Below are 19,859 nucleotides of genomic sequence, written 5' to 3'. Positions count from 1 at the left end.
CGGGGAAACCCTGGGTGCGGGCACGGGAAGGCCCCAGGATGTGGACCAGGGCAAATGCATTCAAGCCGCGGCGTCGGCCGTTTTCCATCGAATCCGTCCTGAATCACAGGAGAGGGCGGAGAAGTGACACGGGGGCTGGAGTACATGTGGGCTGGAGAACCACCGGAGACGGAACGCCTGTGGGGCGAACACATCGGCCTTGACCAGATCGCAGCGGCCGAGCGCGGCTACGAGAGCTGCGGCCCGGCAGAACAGCTCCTCTGGGAGCGGCTGTCCGTCTTCGAGGGGGCCTTCGGCCGGGAGGCCGTCCGCGAGGTCTGCGCCTCCGGGACGCTGCCTGCGGGGAAGATCCAGACGGTCCTGGACCGGCTCGCGCCCCTCGCCCTCCTCCCCGTCGACGACCTCTTCGACGGCGAGGACGGCCTGCCCCGCTACTGGATGCCGCACCCGATGCGGGCCGTCGGCGCCCGCAGGCTCACCGCGCGCGGAGACCGCTGGGCCGTCCTCCTGCACCACCGCAGGTGGTGCGTGAAGGTGGCCCGGCGGGCCTCCGACTGGTGGCAGCGGGGCCGGCAGCTCGACGCCCGGGACCTCGCGCTGCGCGAACTCCCGGACCTGGCGGCCGCCATGGACCCGACGACCGCGCCGCTGTCGCCGAGCGCCGAGGCCGAGACGTCCGTCGAGATCGCGGTCTCCCTGTGGTTCCTGTGGGTGGCCTGCGGGCGGATCGCCGAGGGCCGTGCCCGGCTGCGGCACGCCCTCAGCCTGCAGGCCGGGCCGCCGTCCGCCCGCGCCCTGTGGCTGGCGGCGTTCCTGGAGCTGGAGTCGGGCCGCCCGGAGGACGCCGACCCGCTCCTCGCGCAGGCCTGGGCGGCGGCCGTACGGGACGGCGACGAGCGCTGCCTGTCGCTCCTGGCCCATCTGCGCGGCGCGACCGCCCTCTACCAGGGGCGTACGCGCGCGGCGGCGGCCGAGTTCCGGGAGGCCCTCGCGCTGATGGAGGGGCACCCGGAGTTCGGGCCGAGCCGGCGGGCGTGCTGGGTCGGGCTCGCGCTCTCCCTGTGCCGCTCCGACCCGGAGGGCGCGCAGGAGGCGCTGGACCAGGGGGACCTGGACCGGGAGAGCCGGCGGGCATGGGTGGGCCGTGACGTGTTCGTCGAGGCCTGGGCGTACCACGTGCGGGCCGAGCTCGGCGCCTGGGACGGGGACCGGGAGCGTGCCGCGGAGTACGCCCGGCGGGCCCTGCGCGAGCACCTGCGGCTCGGTTCCGCGGTGGGCGCGGCCTGCGCGGCGGAACTCCTCGCCCAGATGAGGGCGATGGACGGGCAGCGCGACGCGGCGGCCCATCTCTTCGGCGCGGTCGACCTGTTGCGGACCTCGGTCTTCGGCTCCTCGTACCGGCCGGCGGAGTACTGCGCGGTCACGCGCGCGCGTGGGGAGGAGGCGCTGGGGGCGTCGCTCGGCGACCCGGACCTGCGGGAGGCCTACGAAGAGGGCGCGAGACGCGGCCTGTTCGCGCTGTCGGGCGAGGTCTAGGGGGCCCTGGAGCCGCCTTCGCACTCCGGGTGACCACGCGCCCACGCTCGGGAGCCGCCCGACCGCCTACCCTGGATGTACACGCTCCGCTCCCGCGGCACGCGCCCACCCCGGCGGTACGGAGGCGGCCCATGAGAGCACGCCACCACTTCCACATCGACCACCTCGGGCACTCGGTCTCCGTGACCGTCCAGACCGGGCACACCCCGGTCGTCGAGGTCCTCGTCGACGGCAAGGAGACCGGCCGCGCCACGGGTCAGAACGACCGCCCGGTCACCGTCGCCATCGAGCTGCCGACCGACCCGCCGACCCCGGTGACCGTCCGCGCGACCCCCGGGCCCGGCGTACCGCGCTGCCTGCTGCTCGGGCCGGCGGACGAGGAGCCGCAGGTGATGGCCCCGAGGCCGTACTGAGCCGGTCCGGGGCCTCGCCCGGGCGCGCCGGTCCGTCCCGTGCCGAGCGCGCCGGTCCGGGCCGCCCCGTGCCGAGCCGGTCCGGGCCGTGCCGGTCCGGGCCCCGTCAGGACAGCCAGGCCATCCCGATGATCAGGAAGACCACGAAGGCGATGGCACCGGCCACCGCGGCCGTCTTGCGCGGGCGGCGCCGGGAGAGCTCCGCGAGCCCGCCGCCGCTGCTCGCCGGGGCCTGGCGGCGCCGGGCGGCGGCCGCGGGCCGGGGTACCGGCGGCCGGTTCATCGGCGGCGGGGTCGGCGCGGGCGTGTGCACCGGCGCGGGCATGGGCATGGGAGCGGCCCCGGTCGGCTGGTGGGAGCCGTGGGGCGCGTGCGTCAGGACGGGCCCGGGCCCGGTGGGCTGACGGGGCACGTGCGGCAGGCCCGCGCCGGGGGCGGCGCCGGGGTATCCGGAACCGCGCCAGGCGCCGGACGAGAACCAGTCCGCGATCGCCTGCGCCGAGGGCCGCTGCTCCGGCTGCTTGGCGAGCAGGCTCAGCAGGTACGTCTCGAAGTCGGGCGGCAGCACGGCCCCGAGGCGGCTCGGCGGAACCGGGGGGGTGTCGATGTGCTGGTACAGCAGCGCGGTCGCGGTGTCCGCGCGGAACGGGGGTCTCCCGATGATCAGTTGGTACAGCACGCAGCCCAGCGAGTACACGTCGGAGGCGGGCGAGGCGGGCTGCCCGAGGGCCCGCTCGGGCGCGAGGTACAGCCCCGTGCCCACGATCTGACCGGTCGTCGTGAGCGCGGCCGAGGGGTCGTCGACGAACCGCGCGATGCCGAAGTCGGCCAGCTTGACCGTGCCCTCGGCGTCGACGAGCAGGTTCCCCGGCTTGATGTCCCGGTGCACCACGCCCTGTCGGTGCGCGGCCGCGAGCCCGGCGGCGGCGTGCGCGGCGACGACCGCGACGCGCTCGGCGGGCAGGACCATCGGATCGGACGGGCTCCCGGCCAGGCTGTCGCCCTCCACCAACTCCATGACCAGGAAAAGCTTTCCGTCCCAGGTGCCGAAGTCGAAGACGCCCACCACGTGCGGGTGGCTCAGCCGCGCGGCGGTCTGCGCCTCCAGCCGGAAGCGGTCGCCGGCGGAGGGGTCGGTCGCCTGCGCCAGCATCAGCTTCACGGCCACGGGCCGGCCCAGGACCTCGTCGGTGGCCTGCCACACCTCGCCCATGCCGCCCCGGCCGATACACACATGAAGCCGATATCGGTCCGCGACCAGCACCTGGAGACCACCCTTTCGACGATCGATCAACCTGACGGAAGGGAACCAGCGTAGAGCCGCCCGGCCCCGCCCCTCGCCGCGCTCCCCCCTCCGCGCCTCCACGTGGTGCACGACACCCGTGGTCCGGGTGAACGGGAGGTGTCCCCGGACGGTTAGCATCGCGGCCCGGAGCAGGTTCTGGTGCAGAGGTTCATGGGACGGAGTGGGTCGTGGCGCGACCTCGTGTGGGTGTGGCGGTACTGACGATGGGCACGCGTCCCGCCGAGCTGCGGGCGCTGCTGGACGCCGTGGCGGGCCAGGACGAGCCCGCGTCCCGGATCGTCGTCGTCGGCAACGGCACCGGTTCGCTCCCGGCCCTGCCCGAGGGTGTCACGGGGGTCGAACTCCCCGAGAACCGGGGCGTCTCCGGCGGACGGAACGTCGCGATCGAGACGCTGCGCTCCTTCGGTGACGTCGACGTCGTGGTGGACCTCGACGACGACGGCCTGCTCGTCGACAAGGACGTCTTCCGCCGCCTCGCCGACCTGTACGAGGCGGACCCGCGCCTCGGCATCGTCTCGTTCCGCATCGCCGACGAGACCGGCGAGACCCAGCGCCGGCACGTCCCGCGCCTCGGGGCGAAGGATCCGATGCGCGGCGGCGAGGTGACCACCTTCCTCGGCGGCGGCCACGGCCTGTCGATGCCGATGCTCGACCGGATCGGCGGCTGGCCGGAGGACTTCTTCTTCACCCACGAGGAGACCGACCTCGCCTGGCGGGCCCTCGACGCGGGCTGGAAGGTCCTGTACGCGCCGGAGCTCCTGCTCCAGCACCCCAGGACCAGCCCGGCCCGGCACGCCGTCTACTACCGGATGACGGCCCGCAACCGCGTCTGGCTGGCCAAGCGCAACCTGCCGGCCCTGCTCGTCCCCGTCTATCTCGGCGTCTGGACCCTCCTGACGTTGGCCCGCACCCGCTCGCTGCCGGGCCTGAGGGCCTGGTTCGGCGGCTTCGCGGAGGGCGTCCGCCGATCCGGCGGGCCCCGCACCCCGATGCGCTGGAACACGGTCCTCCGCATGACCCGCCTGGGCCGCCCGCCGGTGATCTAGGCACGGCCCGGAAGGCCGCGCCCAGATCCACGGTGCGGACGGCTCGGCGACCGGCGGGGGATCGCCGACCGGCTTCCGAGGTCACGGCCGCCGCGGTGTCACAGGATGGCGTGGAGGTTGAGATCGGTGATGTTCGTCCAGTCGTCGGCGAAGCTCCCGTCGGGGAACACCTTGACGTCCCGGAGGACGTTTTCGTCATCGACGGATCCGATGAGCCCGCGTGCGGAAGCCGCGGCGTAATACAGAATGCGATCGCCGCTGAGGGCGGTGATCTGCGTCCAGTCGTCGGCGAAGCTGCCTGCGGGATACTCGGTGACGTCCTCCAGGGCGTTGTCGTCGTCGACGGTTCCGATGAGCCCGCGTCCGGAAGCCGCGGCGTAATACAGAATGCGATCGCCGCTGAGGGCGGTGATCTGCGTCCAGTCCTCGGCGAAGCTGCCTGCGGGGTATGGGGTGACGTCCTTGAGGACGTTGTTGTCGTCGACGATGCCGATGAGCCCGCGTGCGGAAGCCGCGCCGTAGAACAGAATGCGATCGCCGCTGAGGGCGGTGATCTGTGTCCAGTCGTCGGCGAAGCTGCCTGCGGGGTACTCGGTGACGTCCTTGAGGACGTTGTCGCCGTTGATGGTGCCGATGAGCCCGCGTGCGGAAGCCGCGCCGTAGTACAGGATCCGATTGCCGCTGAGGGCGGTGATTTCCGTCCAGTCGTCGGCGAAGCTGCCTGCGGGGTAGACGGTGACGTCCTTGAGGACGTTGTTCCCGTCGACGGTGCCGATGAGTCCGCGTGCGGAAGCCGCGCCGTAGTACAGAATGCGATCTGACATCACGGAGTCTTTCGTGATCGTGCACGCCGGCTGGTCGACGGACGAACGAGGAAGTCGCAGACGGCCGGTTCAGGAACGGATGCCATGACGGCCATGGGGGAGAAAACCAGGAGACGAACATGCCTGATGAGTACTACTCATGGGCTGAGAAGAGGTTGCTTCTTCCATGGGCATCGCGCCCTGCGGTATTTCTTCCATCAACTACCGCGCCGTTTGTAGCCGACGTACCGTCTTTTGTTCTGCCGCCGCTTCCTCCGGGCCCGGTGACCGGTGCTCGGCGCCGGCGGCCAGTATTCGCCTCCCTTCAAGTATGGACCTGGCCCTTGAGGATTTACTAGTCGGGTCACCGTGGTTTCTGGTGCGAAAAGATCAGGTCTGCTCCGTGATCGACGGTGTGCGCGCCTTCGGTGGGGTGCCGGCCACGCTTCGGCCAACAGGATTGGCCCGTGGGCTTGTTGGAGTGCCCGACGGCCGCCGTTCCGGCCGCGTGGGCGCCCAGGACGGTCTGGCGAGGGCCGTGGAGCTCCAGGAAGACCCGTACGCGCTCTGCGGAGTTGACGACCCCGAGGGCTTCCACCCTCGTGATCGCCCGGTCGAGCGGGGGAGTAGCGAGCCCCGGACGCAAGCCCCGGGCGGAGGTCGAGAACAAGCCCGGAGAGGCGCTCCGGGGCCACGAGGGCGGACTCGCGGGGCAAGCCGCTCGACGCGACCGGCGTCCGCCACGTCTCCGCCGGGCACGCGAGGGCGACGACGGGGCCGAGGCCGACGAGTGGGGGAGTCCCGCTGGAGATGATCTTCCGGCCCGTGGGGCACCCCGGACGGCCGCGGCGGAGGAGGCCCGCCGGAAGCGGGGCCGGCCCGTGAGCCGGACCGGCGCCGTGATCATGGACGGGATCTTCGGCGGCGACCCGCGGCGGCCGTGGACCCGCGAGGGGCGGTGGACCCGCGGGGAGCGGTGGGCGAGCGAGGGGCGGTGGTCACGCAGACGGAAACAGGTGAGGCACCTAGCGATGTCGCTAGGTGCCTCACCTGCTGTTACGGCTGTCGGGGTGGCGGGATTTGAACCCACGACCTCTTCGTCCCGAACGAAGCGCGCTGCCAAGCTGCGCTACACCCCGATGTCGCTGCTTTGTCCTTCTCGTCGCGGCGACATCGATTACTTTAGCCCACGCGCGCGCTCAGACGAAATCCGGTTTTCGGAGGGCCTCGGCGCAGGTCGGATGCGGTCCGGGCCGACGGTCTCCAGCCCGAGGGCGTGGAAGGCCGTGCCGATCGGGGTCACGGTGCGGAGGCGCTGGTGGGCGGCGGCCGGCGGGGGCCGGCACGGCCGCGGCGTGGGGCGTGATCACGCCCCACGCCGTGAGCGTTCAGGCACGCGCCGTCAGGGTGAGCAGGGTCACCTCGGGCGGGCAGGCGAAGCGGACGGGGGTGTACCGGTTGGTACCGCAGCCCGCCGAGACGTGGAGGTACGAGGTGCGGCCGTCCACCGTGTGCGTGGAGAGGCCCTTCACCCGGTCCGTGTCCAGGTCGCAGTTGGTGACGAGCGCCCCGTAGAAGGGGATGCACAGCTGGCCGCCGTGGGTGTGGCCGGCGAGGATCAGCTCGTACCCGTCGGCCGTGAAGGCGTCGAGCGAGCGCAGGTACGGGGCGTGCACGACGCCCAGGGTGAAGTCGGCCGCCGCGTCGGGGCCGCCGGCCACCTTGTCGTACCGGTCACGCTTGATGTGCGGGTCGTCCAGCCCGGTGAAGGCGAGCTCGGCCTGCGGCAGCTTCAGCCGGCCTCGGGTGTTGGTGAGGTTGACCCAGCCGGCCGCGTCGAAGGCGTCCCGGAGGTCCTCCCACGGGTTGTGGACGGCGCCGACCACCGGCGGGTTGCCGTTGAGGCCGTGGCGGCCCTGCACCTTCTCCAGCAGATAGCGGGCGGGATTGCGCGGCCGGGGTCCGTAGTAGTCGTTGGAGCCGAAGACGTACACGCCGGGGAACTCCATCAGCGGCCCGAGCGCGTCGAGGACCTCCGGCACCGCGTCCGTGTCGGAGAGGTTGTCGCCGGTGTTGACGACGAGGTCCGGGCGGAGCCCGGCGAGGGACTGCAGCCAGGCGCGCTTCTTGCGCTGGCCGCTCACCATGTGGATGTCGGAGACCTGGAGGACCCGCAGGTCGCGCATGCCGCGCGGGAGGACCGGGACCGTCACCCGGCGGAGTCGGAAGGAGCGGGCCTCGATGCCGGCCGCGTAGGCGATTCCGGCCGCCGCCGTCGCCGTGAGGCCTGCCGTGATCTTCAGGGGAATGCCGTACCGTGCGCGCATCCTCCCATCGTCGCAGACCCGCCGACCCTAAATGCGCGGGCGGTACGGGGGGCGCACCTGCGACACTTGGCCCCATGACCACGCTCAAGGCGAAGCTCCAGGACGACCTCAACGCCGCGATCCGGGAGCGCGACGAACTGCGCTCCTCGACCCTGCGGCTGACCATCACCGCGATCACGAAGGAGGAGGTCGCGGGCACGACGAAGCGCGAACTCTCCGACGACGAGGTGCAGAAGGTGATCGCGAAGGAGGCGAAGAAGCGCCGCGAGGCCGCGGACGCCTTCGCCAAGGGCGGTCGCCCCGAGTCCGCCGAGCGCGAGAAGGCCGAGGGCCTCATCCTCGACGCGTACCTGCCGAAGCAGCTCAGCGACGAGGAGCTCGACTCCATCGTCGCGGCGGCCGTCGAGGAGGCGAAGGCGGCGGGCGCCGAGGGGCCGCGCGCCATGGGCGCCGTCATGAAGATCGTGAATCCGAAGGTGGCCGGTCAGGCCGAGGGCGGCCGGGTCGCCGCCGCGGTGAAGAAGCTGCTCGCGGGCTGATCCGCGGAGCGGATACGAGGAGGGGCGCCCCACCTGGTGGTGGGGCGCCCCTCCTCGTATCACCGCGTCAGTGGTTTCCGCCGCGCGGCTTGTTGCGTCCGTCCCCGCCGCCGAGCAGGTCCGTGGGGAACGTGAAGCCGGGGACCGGGTCCGTGCCGCGCGGCTTGTCGCCGGCCGGCTTGCGGGGCTTGTTCGGGCCCTCGTCGCCCCCCTTCTCCTCCTCCTTGGGCTTCTGGGCCCGCGGTACGGAGACGGGGACGAAGCCCGGCGTCTGACCGGCGTCCAGGGCGCCCGTCATCGCGATCTTCCAGATCGGGCCGGGGAGGCAGCCACCGCAGACCTTGTCGTAGTACTCGCCGCCGATGGTGATGTCGTACATCGACTTCTTCTCGCCGACGTCGTCACCGACCCAGACGGCGGTGGACAGGTTCGGGGTGTAGCCGACGAACCAGGCGTCCTTGCGGTCGTTGGTCGTACCGGTCTTGCCCGCGTTGTCGCGGTCGCTGAGACCGGCCTTCGTACCGGTGCCGTCCTCGACGACGCCCTTCAGCATCTGGTTGATGGTGTCGGCGGTCCGGTCGCTCATGGCCCGCGTGCACTTGGTCTGCGGCACGTTCAGCTTGTCGCCGTTGGCGGCCTTGATCGACTCGATGGCGACCGGGGTGCAGTAGATGCCGCGGTTGGCGAAGGTCGCGTAGACGGACGCCATGTCGAGCGGGGTGCTCTCGATGCTGCCGAGGGTGACGGAGGGGCTCTGCTTGATGGGCTTGCCCAGCTCGCGCTCGTAGCCGACGTTCTTCGCCATCGTCAGCGTCTCGCACAGGCCGGCCATCTGCTCCAGCTTGGCGAAGTACGTGTTGATGGACTTGCCGAGGGCGCTCGTCATGTCGAAGACGCCCTTCTCCGTCTTCATCTCGTTGTTGACCTCCCAGTTGGCGTAGCCCGCGGGCTTGCCGTCGCACCGGGTGTAGTCGCTCTCCGGGATGTTGATCTGCGCCGGGGTGTCGAAGCTCTGCGCCGGGCTCAGGCCCTTCTCCAGCGCGGCCGCGGCCGTGATCGGCTTGAAGGTCGAGCCGACCTGGAAGCCGTACGTGGTGCCGCCCATCTTGCTGCCGACGGCGAGGTTGAGCGTCGTCTGGTGCTGCTTCTGGTCCAGGCCGTACGGGCGGGACTGGCCCATCGACAGGATGCGGCCGGTCTTGGGCTGGACCTGCACCACCGAGGCGGCGACCGGGTCGTCCTTGTCGACCTTCGCGACGGCGGCCTCGTTGGCGGCGGCCTGCGCGCGCGGGTCGAGCGTGGTCCGGATGGTGAGGCCACCCAGGTTCCACAGCTTCGTCCGCTCCTCGGCCGTCTTGCCGAAGACCGGGTCGTTGAGGATCGTCTTGCGGACGTAGTCGCAGAAGAAGCCGGCCCCGTCGACGGCGGTGATGCAGCCGTTCCTCGGGGTCTTCACCTTCAGCTTGATCGGCTTGGCCTTGGCGGCGTCCGCCTCGGCCTGGCTGATGTCCTTCACGTCGGCCATCCGCTGGAGGACCGTGTTGCGGCGCTTGGTGGCTTCCTGGATGTCGTTGATGGGGTCGTAGCGGCTCGGCGACTGGACGAGCCCGGCCATCATCGCCGCCTCGCCCAGGTCCAGGTCGGCGGCGGGCTTGGAGAAGTACCGCTGCGAGGCGGCCTCGATGCCGTAGGCCTGCTGCCCGAAGAACGTGATGTTGAGGTAGTTCTCCAGGATCTTCTTCTTGCCCAGCTCCTCCTCGACCTGGATCGCGAACTTCAGCTCGCGGACCTTGCGGCCGATGGTCTGCTGGGTGGCCTGCGCGACCTTCTCGGGGTCGTCACCGGCCTCCTCGACGAAGACGTTCTTCACGTACTGCTGGGTCAGCGTGGACGCGCCCTGCGCGACCCCGCCCGACTGCGCGTTCCGGTTGATGGCGCGCAGCACGCCCTTGAGGTCGATCGCCCCGTGCTCGTAGAAGCGACCGTCCTCGATCGCGACGATCGCCTTCTGCATGTACGGGGAGATCTTGTCCAGCGGCACGACCTTCCGGTCCCGCGAGTACACCGTGGCGATCAGACCGCCCTCGGCGTCCAGGATCGTGGTGCGCTGACTCAGCGGAGGGGTCTTCAGGTTGGAGGGGATCTCGTCGAACCCCTCGACCGTGCCCTTCGCGGCCAGCCCGAGTGCGCCGGCGGCGGGCAGGGCGATGCCCGCCAGCACGGCTCCGGCGAGCACACTGACACCGAGGAACTTGGCGGCCTGCTGGGTCCCGGTCAGACCACCGCCCGAGCGCTTCTTTGCCATGGGGGCAGCCTACGTTCTCATTCGCCGGACACACGTATATGCCTTGGCCTAAGCTGCTCCCAACTGTCACAGCAGTGTGGTCTCGCATCAAGACCCGGGTGTGACATCGGCATGAATTCCCGTGACCCCGAAGCGCGGGAAGCCTCGTGTCCGATTCCGGCTCGTGTGTCATGCGGTGTCCCGAAACGGGCCCGCCGGGGAAGGGCATATCCACGCGGTATGTCCGTTAACACACGCATGTCCTTCGATCACTCCCCTGGGTGATCTGACGCGCACGCATAGTCCGTTCGGACCATTCAAGATTGGGCCCGAAGGGGGTGTTGCGCTGTGTCCACCTTCCGTAACGTCCCAACTGGCAGCGGTGAATATGCCGCTGCCGCCGTGGGGGAGCCTCGATTCGGGAGAGGACGGCGCCGGTATGGGCTGGGTAGCTGACTGGAGTGCGCAGGCGGCCTGCCGCACTACCGATCCGGATGAACTTTTCGTGCAGGGAGCGGCACAGAACAGGGCAAAGGCGGTGTGCACCGGATGCCCGGTGCGGACCGAGTGCCTCGCCGACGCCCTCGACAACCGCGTGGAGTTCGGCGTGTGGGGCGGCATGACGGAGCGCGAGCGCCGCGCCCTGCTGCGCCGGAGGCCGACCGTCACCTCGTGGCGCCGGCTCCTGGAGACCGCGCGCACGGAGTACGAGCGGGGAGCGGGCCTGCTGCCCGTGGCGATCGAGGACGACGCGACGTACGAGGCGTACGCCGCGGTCGGCTAGCGACCGCTCGGCGTTCAGGCAGTCGAGGCTCAGGCCGAGGGCGTCCGCCCCGCCGTGAGCCGGTCACCGATGGCCCGCAGCCCGGCGAGGTCGTGCACATCGCCGGGCAGGGCGGCCACTTCGGTCACCGCCACCTCCGGGTGGAGCGCGGTGAAGCGGTCGCGCGTGCGCTGCTCGCGGGCGAGCACCCGCATGCGCTCTGCGTGCAGGTGCAGAAGTCCTGCGGTGAGATGGCGTACGTCCACCTCTGTTTCCTGTGCCGGTTCGGCTGTGGGGGCAGCCTCGGGTACGGGATGTGCGGCGGCGGTGGCGAGATCGTTCGGCTCGGGCTGGGTCTCGGGCCCGGGTGTGGTGGCCGGGGAGCCACGCAGTCCAGCCTTCCCGCCCCCCTGATCCACAATGCGCCCCTCGTCAAGATTTTCCGCGGCGGCCCGCGCCCGCTCGGCCGACAGCCGGGCGGCGCCGCTGCCGTGGACGCGGTTGAGGACGAGGCCGGCCAGCGGCATCTGCTCGGCGGCCAGCCGCTCCACGAAGTACGCCGCCTCGCGCAGCGCGTCCCGCTCCGGCGTGGCGACCACGAGGAAGGCCGTGCCCGGCGCCTGGAGCAGCTTGTACGTGGCGTCCGCGCGGGTCCGGAAACCGCCGAACATCGTGTCCATCGCCGCCACGAACGTCTGGACGTCCTTGAGGAACTGACCCCCCAGCAGCTTCCCCAGGGTCCCCGTCATCATCGACATGCCGACGTTGAGGAACTTCATCCCGGCCCGGCCGCCGACCTTCGCCGGGGCCATGAGCAGCTTGATGAACTTCCCGTCGAGGAAGGACCCGAGCCGCTTCGGCGCGTCGAGGAAGTCCAGCGCGGACCGGGACGGCGGGGTGTCGACGACGATCAGGTCCCACTCGTCGCGGGCCCGGAGCTGGCCGAGCTTCTCCATCGCCATGTACTCCTGTGTGCCGGCGAATCCGGCCGACAGGGACTGGTAGAAGGGGTTCTCCAGGATCGCCCGCGCGCGCTCGGGGTCGGCGTGCGCCTCGACGATCTCGTCGAAGGTCCGCTTCATGTCGAGCATCATGGCGTGCAGTTCGCCGCCGTCGGACCCCTTGATCCCGTCGACCTTGCGGGGCGTGTTGTCGAGGGAGTCGATGCCCATGGACTGGGCGAGCCGGCGCGCCGGGTCGATGGTGAGGACCACGACCCTCCGGCCGCGCTCCGCCGCCCGCACGCCGAGGGCCGCCGCCGTGGTCGTCTTGCCGACCCCGCCCGCCCCGCAGCAGACGATGATCCGGGTCCCCCGGTCGTCGAGGAGCGGATCGAGCTCCAGGAGGGGCGCCTGATCGAGCCCGGCGGCACCGTCGGGCCCGGCGGGGTCGCCGGTGCCGCTCGCGGCCCCGGCCCCGGCCGTTCCGGGGGCCGTCGTGGCGTCCGCTTCCTCCGTCACGCGCCCACCCCTTGCTTCCGCAGTTCCTTCGCCAGCCGGTAGAGCCCGGCGATGTCCGCCCCGTCCCCGAGGAAGGGCAGTTCGTACGAGGGGACGCCGACGCCGTCCAGGACGGCGCGCTGCGTCCGTTCCAGCTCCACCCGCCGCGCGTGCTCGGCCGCCTGGTCGAGGAGCGGCTCGACCAGCCGCGTGCCGCCCGTGACGCCGACGGACGCCAGGGTGCGCGCGATCGCGTCCCGGTGGTCCCCCGAAGCGGCCCGCACGGCCTCCTCGTCGAGGACGTGCGGGCGGACCATGTTCACCACGACCCGGCCAACCGGCAGGTCGGCGGCCCTCAGCTCCGCGATGCCGTCCGCGGTCTCCTGGACCGGCATCTCCTCCAGGAGCGTCACCAGGTGCACCGCCGTCTCGGGCGACTTCAGGACCCGCATGACGGCCTGCGCCTGGTTGTGTATCGGGCCGATCCTGGCCAGGCCCGCGACCTCGTCGTTCACGTTGAGGAAGCGGGTGATGCGGCCGGTGGGCGGCGCGTCCATGACCACGTGGTCGTAGGCGGGACGGCCGTCCTTCTCGCGCCGCCGGACCGCCTCGCACGCCTTGCCGGTCAGGAGCACGTCCCGGACGCCCGGCGCTATCGTCGTCGCGAAGTCGATCGCGCCGAGCTTCTTCAGGGCCCGTCCCGCCCCGCCCAGCTTGTAGAACATCTGGAGGTAGTCGAGGAGCGCGCGCTCGGCGTCGATCGCCAGCGCGTACACCTCGCCGCCGCCGGGGGCGACGGCGATCTTGCGCTCCTCGTACGGAAGGGCTTCCGTCTCGAAGAGCTGTGCGATGCCCTGCCTGCCTTCGACCTCGACGAGGAGGGTCCGCTTCCCCTCCGTCGCGAGGGCGAGGGCGAGGGCGGCGGCGACCGTCGTCTTACCGGTACCGCCCTTGCCGCTGACGACCTGGAGCCTGCTCACGCTGTCGAGCCTAACCACTGGCGGCCGCCCGCAATCAGCAGGCCGCCCCGGAGAAGCTCCCTAGGGGGAGCTTCGGGGGCCACCTCGGCGGACGGCCCCGCCACAGCGGATACAGTCGGCCCCATGACCAAGTGGGAGTACGTCACGGTGCCGCTTCTGGTGCACGCGACCAAGCAGATTCTGGACACCTGGGGCGAGGACGGCTGGGAGCTCGTCCAGGTCGTGCCCGGGCCGAACAACCCCGAGCAGCTCGTGGCCTACCTGAAGCGGGCCAAGTCGTGAGCGGGGCCGTCGAGGCGCGGATCGCCGAGCTCGGCCTGACCCTGCCCGAGGTCGTGCCGCCGATCGCCTCCTACCAGCCGGCCGTGCAGTCCGGCGTGTACGTCTACACCTCGGGCCAGCTCCCGATGGTGGCGGGCAAGCTTCCGGTGACCGGCAAGGTCGGCGCCGAGGTCACGCCGGAGGAGGCCAAGGAGCTCGCCGCCACCTGCGCGCTCAACGCGCTCGCGGCCGTGAAGTCGGTCGCCGGTGACCTCGACCGCATCAAGCGCGTCGTGAAGGTCGTCGGCTTCGTCGCCTCGGCCGCCGACTTCACCGGTCAGCCCGCCGTCATCAACGGCGCCAGCGAGCTGCTCGGCGAGATCCTCGGCGAGAAGGGCGTGCACGCGCGCAGCGCCGTCGGCGTGGCCGTGCTGCCGCTCGACGCGCCGGTCGAGGTCGAGGTCCAGGTCGAGCTCGTCGAGGCCTGACCGCCGATCCGTACGGCTCGACGAGAGCCCGTATCGACTCCGTACGACAGGGAGCCGGTTTTCCACAGCCCGGGAAACCGGCTCTCGTGCATTCCGATGCTTGCGCATAGCATCCGGCCATGTCGAATGGTCAGTCGAAGCAGTCGAACGGTCAGTGGTACCCGGCGGAATGGCCCGACCGCATCCGCGCCCTCGCCGCCGGTGAGCTCACCCCCGTGACGCCCCGGCGCGCCGCCACGGTCCTGCTCCTGCGGGACGGGGCCGCCGGGCCCGACGTCCACATGCTGCGCCGCCGTACCTCGATGGCCTTCGCCGGCGGTGCGTACGCCTATCCGGGCGGCGGCGTCGACCCGCGCGACGAGCACCCGGTGCGCTGGGCGGGCCCGTCCCTGGAGACGTGGGCGGCCCGGCTCGGCCTCGACGATCCGGCGCAGGCCCAAGCCGTGGTCTGTGCCGCCGTGCGCGAGACGTTCGAGGAGGCGGGCGTGCTGCTCGCCGGGGAGACCGAGGACGGCGTCGTCGGCGACACGACCGGCGAGGGGTGGGAGCGGGACCGGCAGGCGCTCGTCGCCCGGGAGCTGTCCTTCGCCGACTTCCTGGACCGGCGCGGGCTCGTCCTGCGCTCGGACCTGCTGGGCGCGTGGGCCCGCTGGATCACCCCGGAGTTCGAGCAGCGCCGGTACGACACCTGGTTCTTCGTGGCGGCGCTCCCGCCCGGGCAGCGCACCCGGGACGTGTCGGGGGAGGCGGACCGCACGGTCTGGATCCGCCCGGCGGAGGCCGCGGCCGGCTACGACCGGGGCGAGCTGACGATGATGCCGCCGACGATCTCGACCCTGCGCACCCTGGAGCCGTACGGGACGGCCGCCGAGGTGCTGGTGGCGGCGGAGGCGCAGGACATGGCACCCGTCCTCGCGCAGGCGCGCCTGGAGGGCGACGAGCTGGTCCTCAGCTGGCCGGGGCACGAGGAGTTCACCAAGGTCATCCCCACCGGGGGCGAGCGATGAGCGACGCCGCCGCCCTGCCCGGCCAGCCGCGCGGACTGGTGGCCTCCGGGCCCGCGACCGCCCGCGCCGTGAACGTCCTGGCGCCGAACCCGTCCGCGATGACCCTCGACGGCACCAACACCTGGCTGCTCTCCGAGCCGGGCTCGGACCTCGCCGTCGTGGTCGACCCGGGGCCGCTCGACGAGGGCCATCTGCGGCATGTGATCGACACGGCCGAGAAGCTCGGCAAGCGGGTCGCGCTGACCCTGCTGACCCACGGCCACCCGGACCACGCGGAGGGCGCCGGCCGGTTCGCGGAGCTGACCGGGACGGCCGTGCGGGCCCTCGACCCGGCGCTGCGGCTGGGCGACGAGGGGCTCGGCGCGGGGGACGTGGTGACGGTCGGCGGTCTGGAGCTGCGGGTCGTCCCGACGCCCGGGCACACCTCGGACTCGCTCTCCTTCCACCTGCCGGCCGACCGGGCGGTGCTGACGGGCGACACGATCCTGGGGCGCGGGACGACGATGGTCGCGCACCCGGACGGGCGGCTCGGGGACTACCTGGACTCGCTGCGGCGGCTGCGTTCGCTGACCGTCGACGACGGGGTGCACACGGTCCTGCCGGGGCACGGGCCGGTCCTGGAGGACGCGCAGGGGGCCGTGGAGTTCTATCTCGCGCACCGGGCGAGCCGGCTCGCCCAGGTGGAGACGGCGGTCGAGGCGGGGCACCGGACGGCGGCGGAGGTCGTCGCCCACGTGTACGCGGACGTGGACCGCTCGCTGTGGCCGGCGGCCGAGCTGTCCGTACGGGCACAGCTGGAGTACCTGAGGGAGCGGGGCCTGATCTAGGGGGCTTGGCACCGCTCACGCGGCTCCGGGGGGTGCGGGACCCCCCCTCCGGAGCTGTCGTCACGATCCTGTCCCGAGGCGGCCCCCGGCCTTTTGGCGCTCCTGACCCGTGTTTTACGCTCCGCTTACTTCTGGTCGTAGCTTTCGGGGGGAACGCCCGTGTTCGTCATCGCCATCCTGCTGGTCATAGCCGCAGTGGTGCTCTATTTCGTCGGCCGCGCCAATGACTCCACGGGGCTGAAGTTCGGCGCCCTCGGTGCCGTCCTGGCCGGCCTCTTCTCGCTGATCGTGAGCATGACGTACGTGATCAGCGCGTACGAGGTCGGTGTGCCGGTCGCCTTCGGCAAGGTGGGGTCGCCCATGACCTCGGGCATGCACATCAAGTCGCCGTTCACCGACGTCACGACCTTCTCCACCCGCCCGGTCGACCTCAACCTCTCCGACAAGGACGTGGTCGAGGTCCGCTCCTCGCAGGGCGGCGTCATGTACGCCGAGGTCACGGTGAAGTGGTCGGTCGACCAGGCCAAGGCCGTCGAGCTGTACAAGCTCGCGGGCAGCGAGGACGCCATCCAGCAGCGGCTCGTCTACCCGGACAGCCGTGAGATCGTCCGCAACGTCTTCGCGCACTACACGAGCGAGCAGGGTTACGCCTCCGAGCGCGAGAAGATCAACGCCGAGATCGGCCGCCTGATCAAGGAGCGCCTCGCACCGCGCGGCATCGACGTGACCACGGTCAACCTGCGCAACGTGAAGCCGTCGGACTCCCTCCAGGCCCAGATCGACCGCAAGATCCAGCAGCAGCAGGCCACCGAGCGGGCCACGGAGGCCTCCCGTACCGCCAAGGCCGAGGCCGACCGGCGCCGCATCGAGGCGGAGGGCATCGCCCGAGCCAACAAGATCCTCAACGACTCGCTGACGGACAAGGTCCTGATGAACCAGTGCATCGACGCGTACAAGGAGGCCGCGGCGAAGAACCCGGTCTACGCGGTGCCCTGCGGCAACGGCGGCTCCGCCCCGGTGATCGTGGACGGCTCGAAGCGCTGACCTCCGGGCCCGGGGGAGAGGGCCGACCCCGGGACCCATGGGAAAGGCCGCCCCGGTCGTCCGACCGGGGCGGCCTTTCCGCACGTACGGGACGCGTACGGAGGTGCTTACCGCGAGCGCTTCGCGAGGCGCTCCACGTCCAGCAGGATCACGGCGCGGGCCTCCAGGCGCAGCCAGCCGCGCTGGGCGAAGTCGGCGAGCGCCTTGTTGACCGTCTCGCGGGAGGCGCCGACCAGCTGGGCCAGCTCCTCCTGGGTGAGGTCGTGGACGACGTGGATGCCCTCCTCCGACTGCACGCCGAAGCGGCGCGACAGGTCGAGGAGCGCGCGGGCGACACGGCCCGGGACGTCGGAGAAGACCAGGTCGGACATCTGGTCGTTGGTCTTGCGCAGTCGGCGGGCGACGGCGCGCAGCAGCGCGGTGGCCACCTCGGGGCGGGCGTTCAGCCAGGGCTGGAGGTCGCCGTGGCCCAGGCCGAGCAGCTTGACCTCGGTCAGCGCGGTCGCCGTGGCGGTGCGCGGGCCCGGGTCGAAGAGGGACAGCTCGCCGATGAGCTCGCCGGGGCCGAGGACGGCCAGCATGTTCTCGCGGCCGTCGGGGGAGGTGCGGTGCAGCTTCACCTTGCCCTCGGTCACCACGTACAGGCGGTCGCCGGGGTCGCCCTCGTGGAAGAGCGCGTCGCCACGGGCGAGCGTCGCCTCACTCATCGAGGCGCGCAGCTCGGCAGCCTGCTCGTCATCGAGCGCCGCGAAGAGCGGGGCGCGCCGCAGAACGTCGTCCACGAGTTCTCTCCATACTGTCGACCTGCTCAAAGGACCTTGGTCCCATGATGCCGGACGCACAAAACAGTGCGATCAATCACAACAAGTTTGACGTACCGTGCCGCCCATCCGTACGTCAGGGGCCCGATTGGCCTCCGATCGGCCGTGCCCGGGGCGGATGTCGGCGGCGGCGCCTAGGCTGGCCGGGTGTCCAACTCGCCGGTGAGAGCGCAGGCCAAGGGGGCTGAAAGAGTGTCGGCCGAAGGTAATTCCGCTGTGGGCGAACACGGCGTGTCGAAACGGGCGAAAGGTGCGAAAGGGAAGCCTGTGGCGGCTGCCGGGACCCCCGCCCGCGCCAAGGCCGCCGACCCCGTGAAGCCCGCCGGTCCCGCGAGGTCCGCCAAGCCCGAGTCGCGGCTCGCGATGGTCCGCCGGGCGCGCCGGATCAACCGCGAACTGGCCGAGGTCTACCCGTACGCCCACCCGGAGCTCGACTTCCGCAACCCCTTCGAGCTGCTCGTCGCCACGGTCCTCTCGGCCCAGACCAACGACCTGCGGGTCAACCAGACCACCCCCGCCCTCTTCGCGAAGTACCCCACGCCCGAGGACCTCGCGGCGGCCGTGCCCGAGGAGGTCGAGGAGCTGATCCGGCCCACCGGCTTCTTCCGCGCCAAGACCAAGTCGATCATGGGCCTCGCCGCCGCCCTCAGGGACGACTTCGGCGGAGAGGTCCCCGGCCGCCTGGAGGACCTCGTCAAGCTCCCCGGCGTCGGCCGCAAGACCGCCTTCGTCGTCCTCGGCAACGCCTTCGGGGTCCCCGGCATCACCGTCGACACCCACTTCATCCGCCTCACCCGGCGCTGGCGGTGGACCGAGTCCGACGACCCGGTGAAGATCGAGGCCGAGGTCGCCACGATCTTCCCCAGGAGCGAGTGGACGATGCTCTCCCACCGGGTGATCTTCCACGGCCGCCGGATCTGCCACGCCCGCAAGCCCGCCTGCGGCGCCTGCCCGATCGCCCACCTCTGCCCCTCGTACGGAGAGGGCGAGACCGACCCCGAGAAGGCGAGGAAGCTGCTCAAGTACGAGATGGGCGGCTTCCCCGGCCAGCGGCTGAACCCGCCCCCCGACTACCCCGGCATCCCGGCGCCCCCGCTCGGCGGCGGCGCCTGAACCCGCCCCCGGGAGCCCCGGGCGCGTTCCCCCGCCCCGGGAGGCCGGGGCGGGGGAACGCCGGGAACGAACCCGTCCACCGATCGCGTTGTGAACCACGGGGGTGCCTATGACGCGCACTGACGAAGAGATCCACGGACCCGGCACGGCCGGGCTGCTCAGCCGGGACGGGCTGCCCGACTGGCTCGATCCGGTCGACCGGGCCGCCCGCACGATCCGGCCCGAGCAGCTGAGCCGGTTCCTGCCGCCCGAAAGCGGCGCCGGCCGCCAGTCCGCCGTCCTCGTCCTCTTCGGCGAGGGCGAGCGCGGACCCGAGCTGCTGCTCATGGAGCGCTCCGGCAGCCTCCGCTCGCACGCCGGACAGCCCTCCTTCCCCGGCGGCGCCCTCGACCCCGAGGACGGCGACCCGGCGGACGGCGGCCTGCTGCGCGCCGCCCTGCGCGAGGCCCAGGAGGAGACGGGCCTCGACCCGGCGGGCGTCCAGCTCTTCGGCGTCCTGCCCCGGCTCTACATCCCGGTCAGCGGCTTCGTCGTCACCCCCGTCCTCGGCTGGTGGCGCGACCCCAGCCCGGTCGGCGTCGTGGACCCCGGAGAGACCGCCCGCGTCTTCACCGTCCCCGTGGCGGATCTCACGGACCCCGCGAACCGTGCGACCACCGTGCACCCGAGCGGCCACAAGGGCCCCGGATTCCTCGTCGCATCCGCTCTGGTCTGGGGTTTCACGGCCGGCGTCATCGACCGGCTGCTGCACTACGCCGGCTGGGAGCGCCCCTGGGACCGGTCCAGACAGGTCCCGCTCGACTGGCGCTCATGACAGGCTGACCTCCGGGCGGACCGGTCCAGTGCCGACCGACCCCGGGCG

19 protein-coding genes and 1 tRNA gene are annotated in these 19,859 nt (G+C 71.8%); 12 read left to right on the top strand and 8 right to left on the bottom strand.

The features are described from left to right. Nucleotides 1–123 precede the first annotated feature (123 nt). Together ACFYUZ_RS05515 and ACFYUZ_RS05510 are read left to right on the top strand one after the other, a co-directional pair. On the top strand, nt 124–1,536 hold the full coding sequence (locus ACFYUZ_RS05515; protein ID WP_389306545.1) for a tetratricopeptide repeat protein: 1,413 nt from the start codon (nt 124–126) through the stop codon (nt 1,534–1,536). 131 nt (nt 1,537–1,667) lie between these two features. Beyond that, nucleotides 1,668–1,949: a hypothetical protein gene (locus ACFYUZ_RS05510; protein WP_389306543.1), complete on the top strand. Its 282-nt coding sequence runs from the start codon at nt 1,668–1,670 to the stop codon at nt 1,947–1,949. Nucleotides 1,950–2,055: 106 nt separating this feature from the next. Here the strand turns inward: ACFYUZ_RS05510 and ACFYUZ_RS05505 are convergent, their stop codons facing one another. Further along, complete coding sequence (locus tag ACFYUZ_RS05505; protein WP_389306542.1) at nt 2,056–3,213, bottom strand: serine/threonine-protein kinase; 1,158 nt, start codon at nt 3,211–3,213, stop codon at nt 2,056–2,058. A gap of 209 nt (nt 3,214–3,422) precedes the next feature. Here ACFYUZ_RS05505 and ACFYUZ_RS05500 point away from each other — a divergent pair, with 209 nt between their 5' ends. Next, a complete protein-coding gene (locus ACFYUZ_RS05500; RefSeq protein WP_389306541.1) occupies nt 3,423–4,301 on the top strand; it encodes a glycosyltransferase family 2 protein in 879 nt (292 codons plus the stop codon). A 98-nt stretch (nt 4,302–4,399) separates the two neighbouring features. Here ACFYUZ_RS05500 and ACFYUZ_RS05495 read toward each other — a convergent pair whose 3' ends face one another. The 3 genes from ACFYUZ_RS05495 to ACFYUZ_RS05485 form a co-directional block, all read right to left on the bottom strand. Next, nucleotides 4,400–5,125, bottom strand: coding sequence for a hypothetical protein (locus ACFYUZ_RS05495; RefSeq protein WP_389306540.1), 726 nt, complete (start codon nt 5,123–5,125; stop codon nt 4,400–4,402). 1,044 nt (nt 5,126–6,169) lie between these two features. Then, nucleotides 6,170–6,243, bottom strand: a tRNA-Pro gene (locus tag ACFYUZ_RS05490). A 249-nt stretch (nt 6,244–6,492) separates the two neighbouring features. Further along, a complete protein-coding gene (locus ACFYUZ_RS05485; RefSeq protein ID WP_389306538.1) occupies nt 6,493–7,431 on the bottom strand; it encodes a metallophosphoesterase in 939 nt (312 codons plus the stop codon). A gap of 74 nt (nt 7,432–7,505) precedes the next feature. Here ACFYUZ_RS05485 and ACFYUZ_RS05480 point away from each other — a divergent pair, with 74 nt between their 5' ends. After that, entirely contained in the window at nt 7,506–7,970 is a 465-nt protein-coding gene (locus tag ACFYUZ_RS05480; protein WP_030690864.1) for a GatB/YqeY domain-containing protein, read from the top strand. Nucleotides 7,971–8,037: 67 nt separating this feature from the next. On the opposite strand, the gene ACFYUZ_RS05475 is transcribed toward ACFYUZ_RS05480, so the two are convergent. Beyond that, entirely contained in the window at nt 8,038–10,275 is a 2,238-nt protein-coding gene (locus tag ACFYUZ_RS05475; protein WP_389306537.1) for a transglycosylase domain-containing protein, read from the bottom strand. 418 nt (nt 10,276–10,693) lie between these two features. On the opposite strand from ACFYUZ_RS05475, the gene ACFYUZ_RS05470 reads away from it, so the two are divergent. Beyond that, nucleotides 10,694–11,038, top strand: a complete 345-nt coding sequence (locus tag ACFYUZ_RS05470) for a WhiB family transcriptional regulator (RefSeq protein ID WP_015034550.1) — start codon at nt 10,694–10,696, stop codon at nt 11,036–11,038. A 29-nt stretch (nt 11,039–11,067) separates the two neighbouring features. Here ACFYUZ_RS05470 and ACFYUZ_RS05465 read toward each other — a convergent pair whose 3' ends face one another. After that, nucleotides 11,068–12,477: an ArsA family ATPase gene (locus ACFYUZ_RS05465; protein WP_389306536.1), complete on the bottom strand. Its 1,410-nt coding sequence runs from the start codon at nt 12,475–12,477 to the stop codon at nt 11,068–11,070. Continuing rightward, complete coding sequence (locus ACFYUZ_RS05460; RefSeq protein ID WP_389306534.1) at nt 12,474–13,436, bottom strand: ArsA family ATPase; 963 nt, start codon at nt 13,434–13,436, stop codon at nt 12,474–12,476. Before ACFYUZ_RS05460 ends, ACFYUZ_RS05465 begins: the two co-directional genes overlap by 4 nt. Nucleotides 13,437–13,559: 123 nt before the next feature. Between ACFYUZ_RS05460 and ACFYUZ_RS05455 the strand changes: the two genes are divergently transcribed. The 5 genes from ACFYUZ_RS05455 (at nt 13,560) to ACFYUZ_RS05435 (ending at nt 17,063) form a co-directional block, all read left to right on the top strand. After that, nucleotides 13,560–13,718: a DUF4177 domain-containing protein gene (locus ACFYUZ_RS05455; protein ID WP_015034547.1), complete on the top strand. Its 159-nt coding sequence runs from the start codon at nt 13,560–13,562 to the stop codon at nt 13,716–13,718. Further along, the gene (locus tag ACFYUZ_RS05450; RefSeq protein ID WP_030690870.1) at nt 13,715–14,185 is read left to right on the top strand and encodes a RidA family protein; all 471 of its coding nucleotides are present in this window, start codon (nt 13,715–13,717) and stop codon (nt 14,183–14,185) included. Before ACFYUZ_RS05455 ends, ACFYUZ_RS05450 begins: the two co-directional genes overlap by 4 nt. Before the next feature lie 119 nt (nt 14,186–14,304). Beyond that, entirely contained in the window at nt 14,305–15,192 is an 888-nt protein-coding gene (locus tag ACFYUZ_RS05445) for an NUDIX hydrolase (RefSeq protein ID WP_389306533.1), read from the top strand. Then, nucleotides 15,189–16,019, top strand: coding sequence for an MBL fold metallo-hydrolase (locus ACFYUZ_RS05440; protein ID WP_389306532.1), 831 nt, complete (start codon nt 15,189–15,191; stop codon nt 16,017–16,019). Before ACFYUZ_RS05445 ends, ACFYUZ_RS05440 begins: the two co-directional genes overlap by 4 nt. A 159-nt stretch (nt 16,020–16,178) precedes the next feature. After that, on the top strand, nt 16,179–17,063 hold the full coding sequence (locus ACFYUZ_RS05435; RefSeq protein ID WP_389306530.1) for an SPFH domain-containing protein: 885 nt from the start codon (nt 16,179–16,181) through the stop codon (nt 17,061–17,063). 107 nt (nt 17,064–17,170) lie between these two features. Here the strand turns inward: ACFYUZ_RS05435 and ACFYUZ_RS05430 are convergent, their stop codons facing one another. After that, entirely contained in the window at nt 17,171–17,845 is a 675-nt protein-coding gene (locus ACFYUZ_RS05430) for a Crp/Fnr family transcriptional regulator (RefSeq protein WP_015034542.1), read from the bottom strand. Nucleotides 17,846–18,196: 351 nt separating this feature from the next. On the opposite strand from ACFYUZ_RS05430, the gene nth reads away from it, so the two are divergent. Both nth and ACFYUZ_RS05420 read left to right on the top strand, forming a co-directional pair. Continuing rightward, nucleotides 18,197–18,997, top strand: a complete 801-nt coding sequence (gene nth, locus ACFYUZ_RS05425) for an endonuclease III (protein WP_389307012.1) — start codon at nt 18,197–18,199, stop codon at nt 18,995–18,997. A gap of 109 nt (nt 18,998–19,106) precedes the next feature. Next, nucleotides 19,107–19,811, top strand: a complete 705-nt coding sequence (locus ACFYUZ_RS05420; protein WP_389306528.1) for an NUDIX hydrolase — start codon at nt 19,107–19,109, stop codon at nt 19,809–19,811. Nucleotides 19,812–19,859 lie beyond the last annotated feature (48 nt).

The organism is Streptomyces sp. NPDC004266, from assembly GCF_042874095.1.
GTDB lineage: Bacteria > Actinomycetota > Actinomycetes > Streptomycetales > Streptomycetaceae > Streptomyces.
This window is presented reverse-complemented; position numbering and strand designations above follow the sequence as displayed.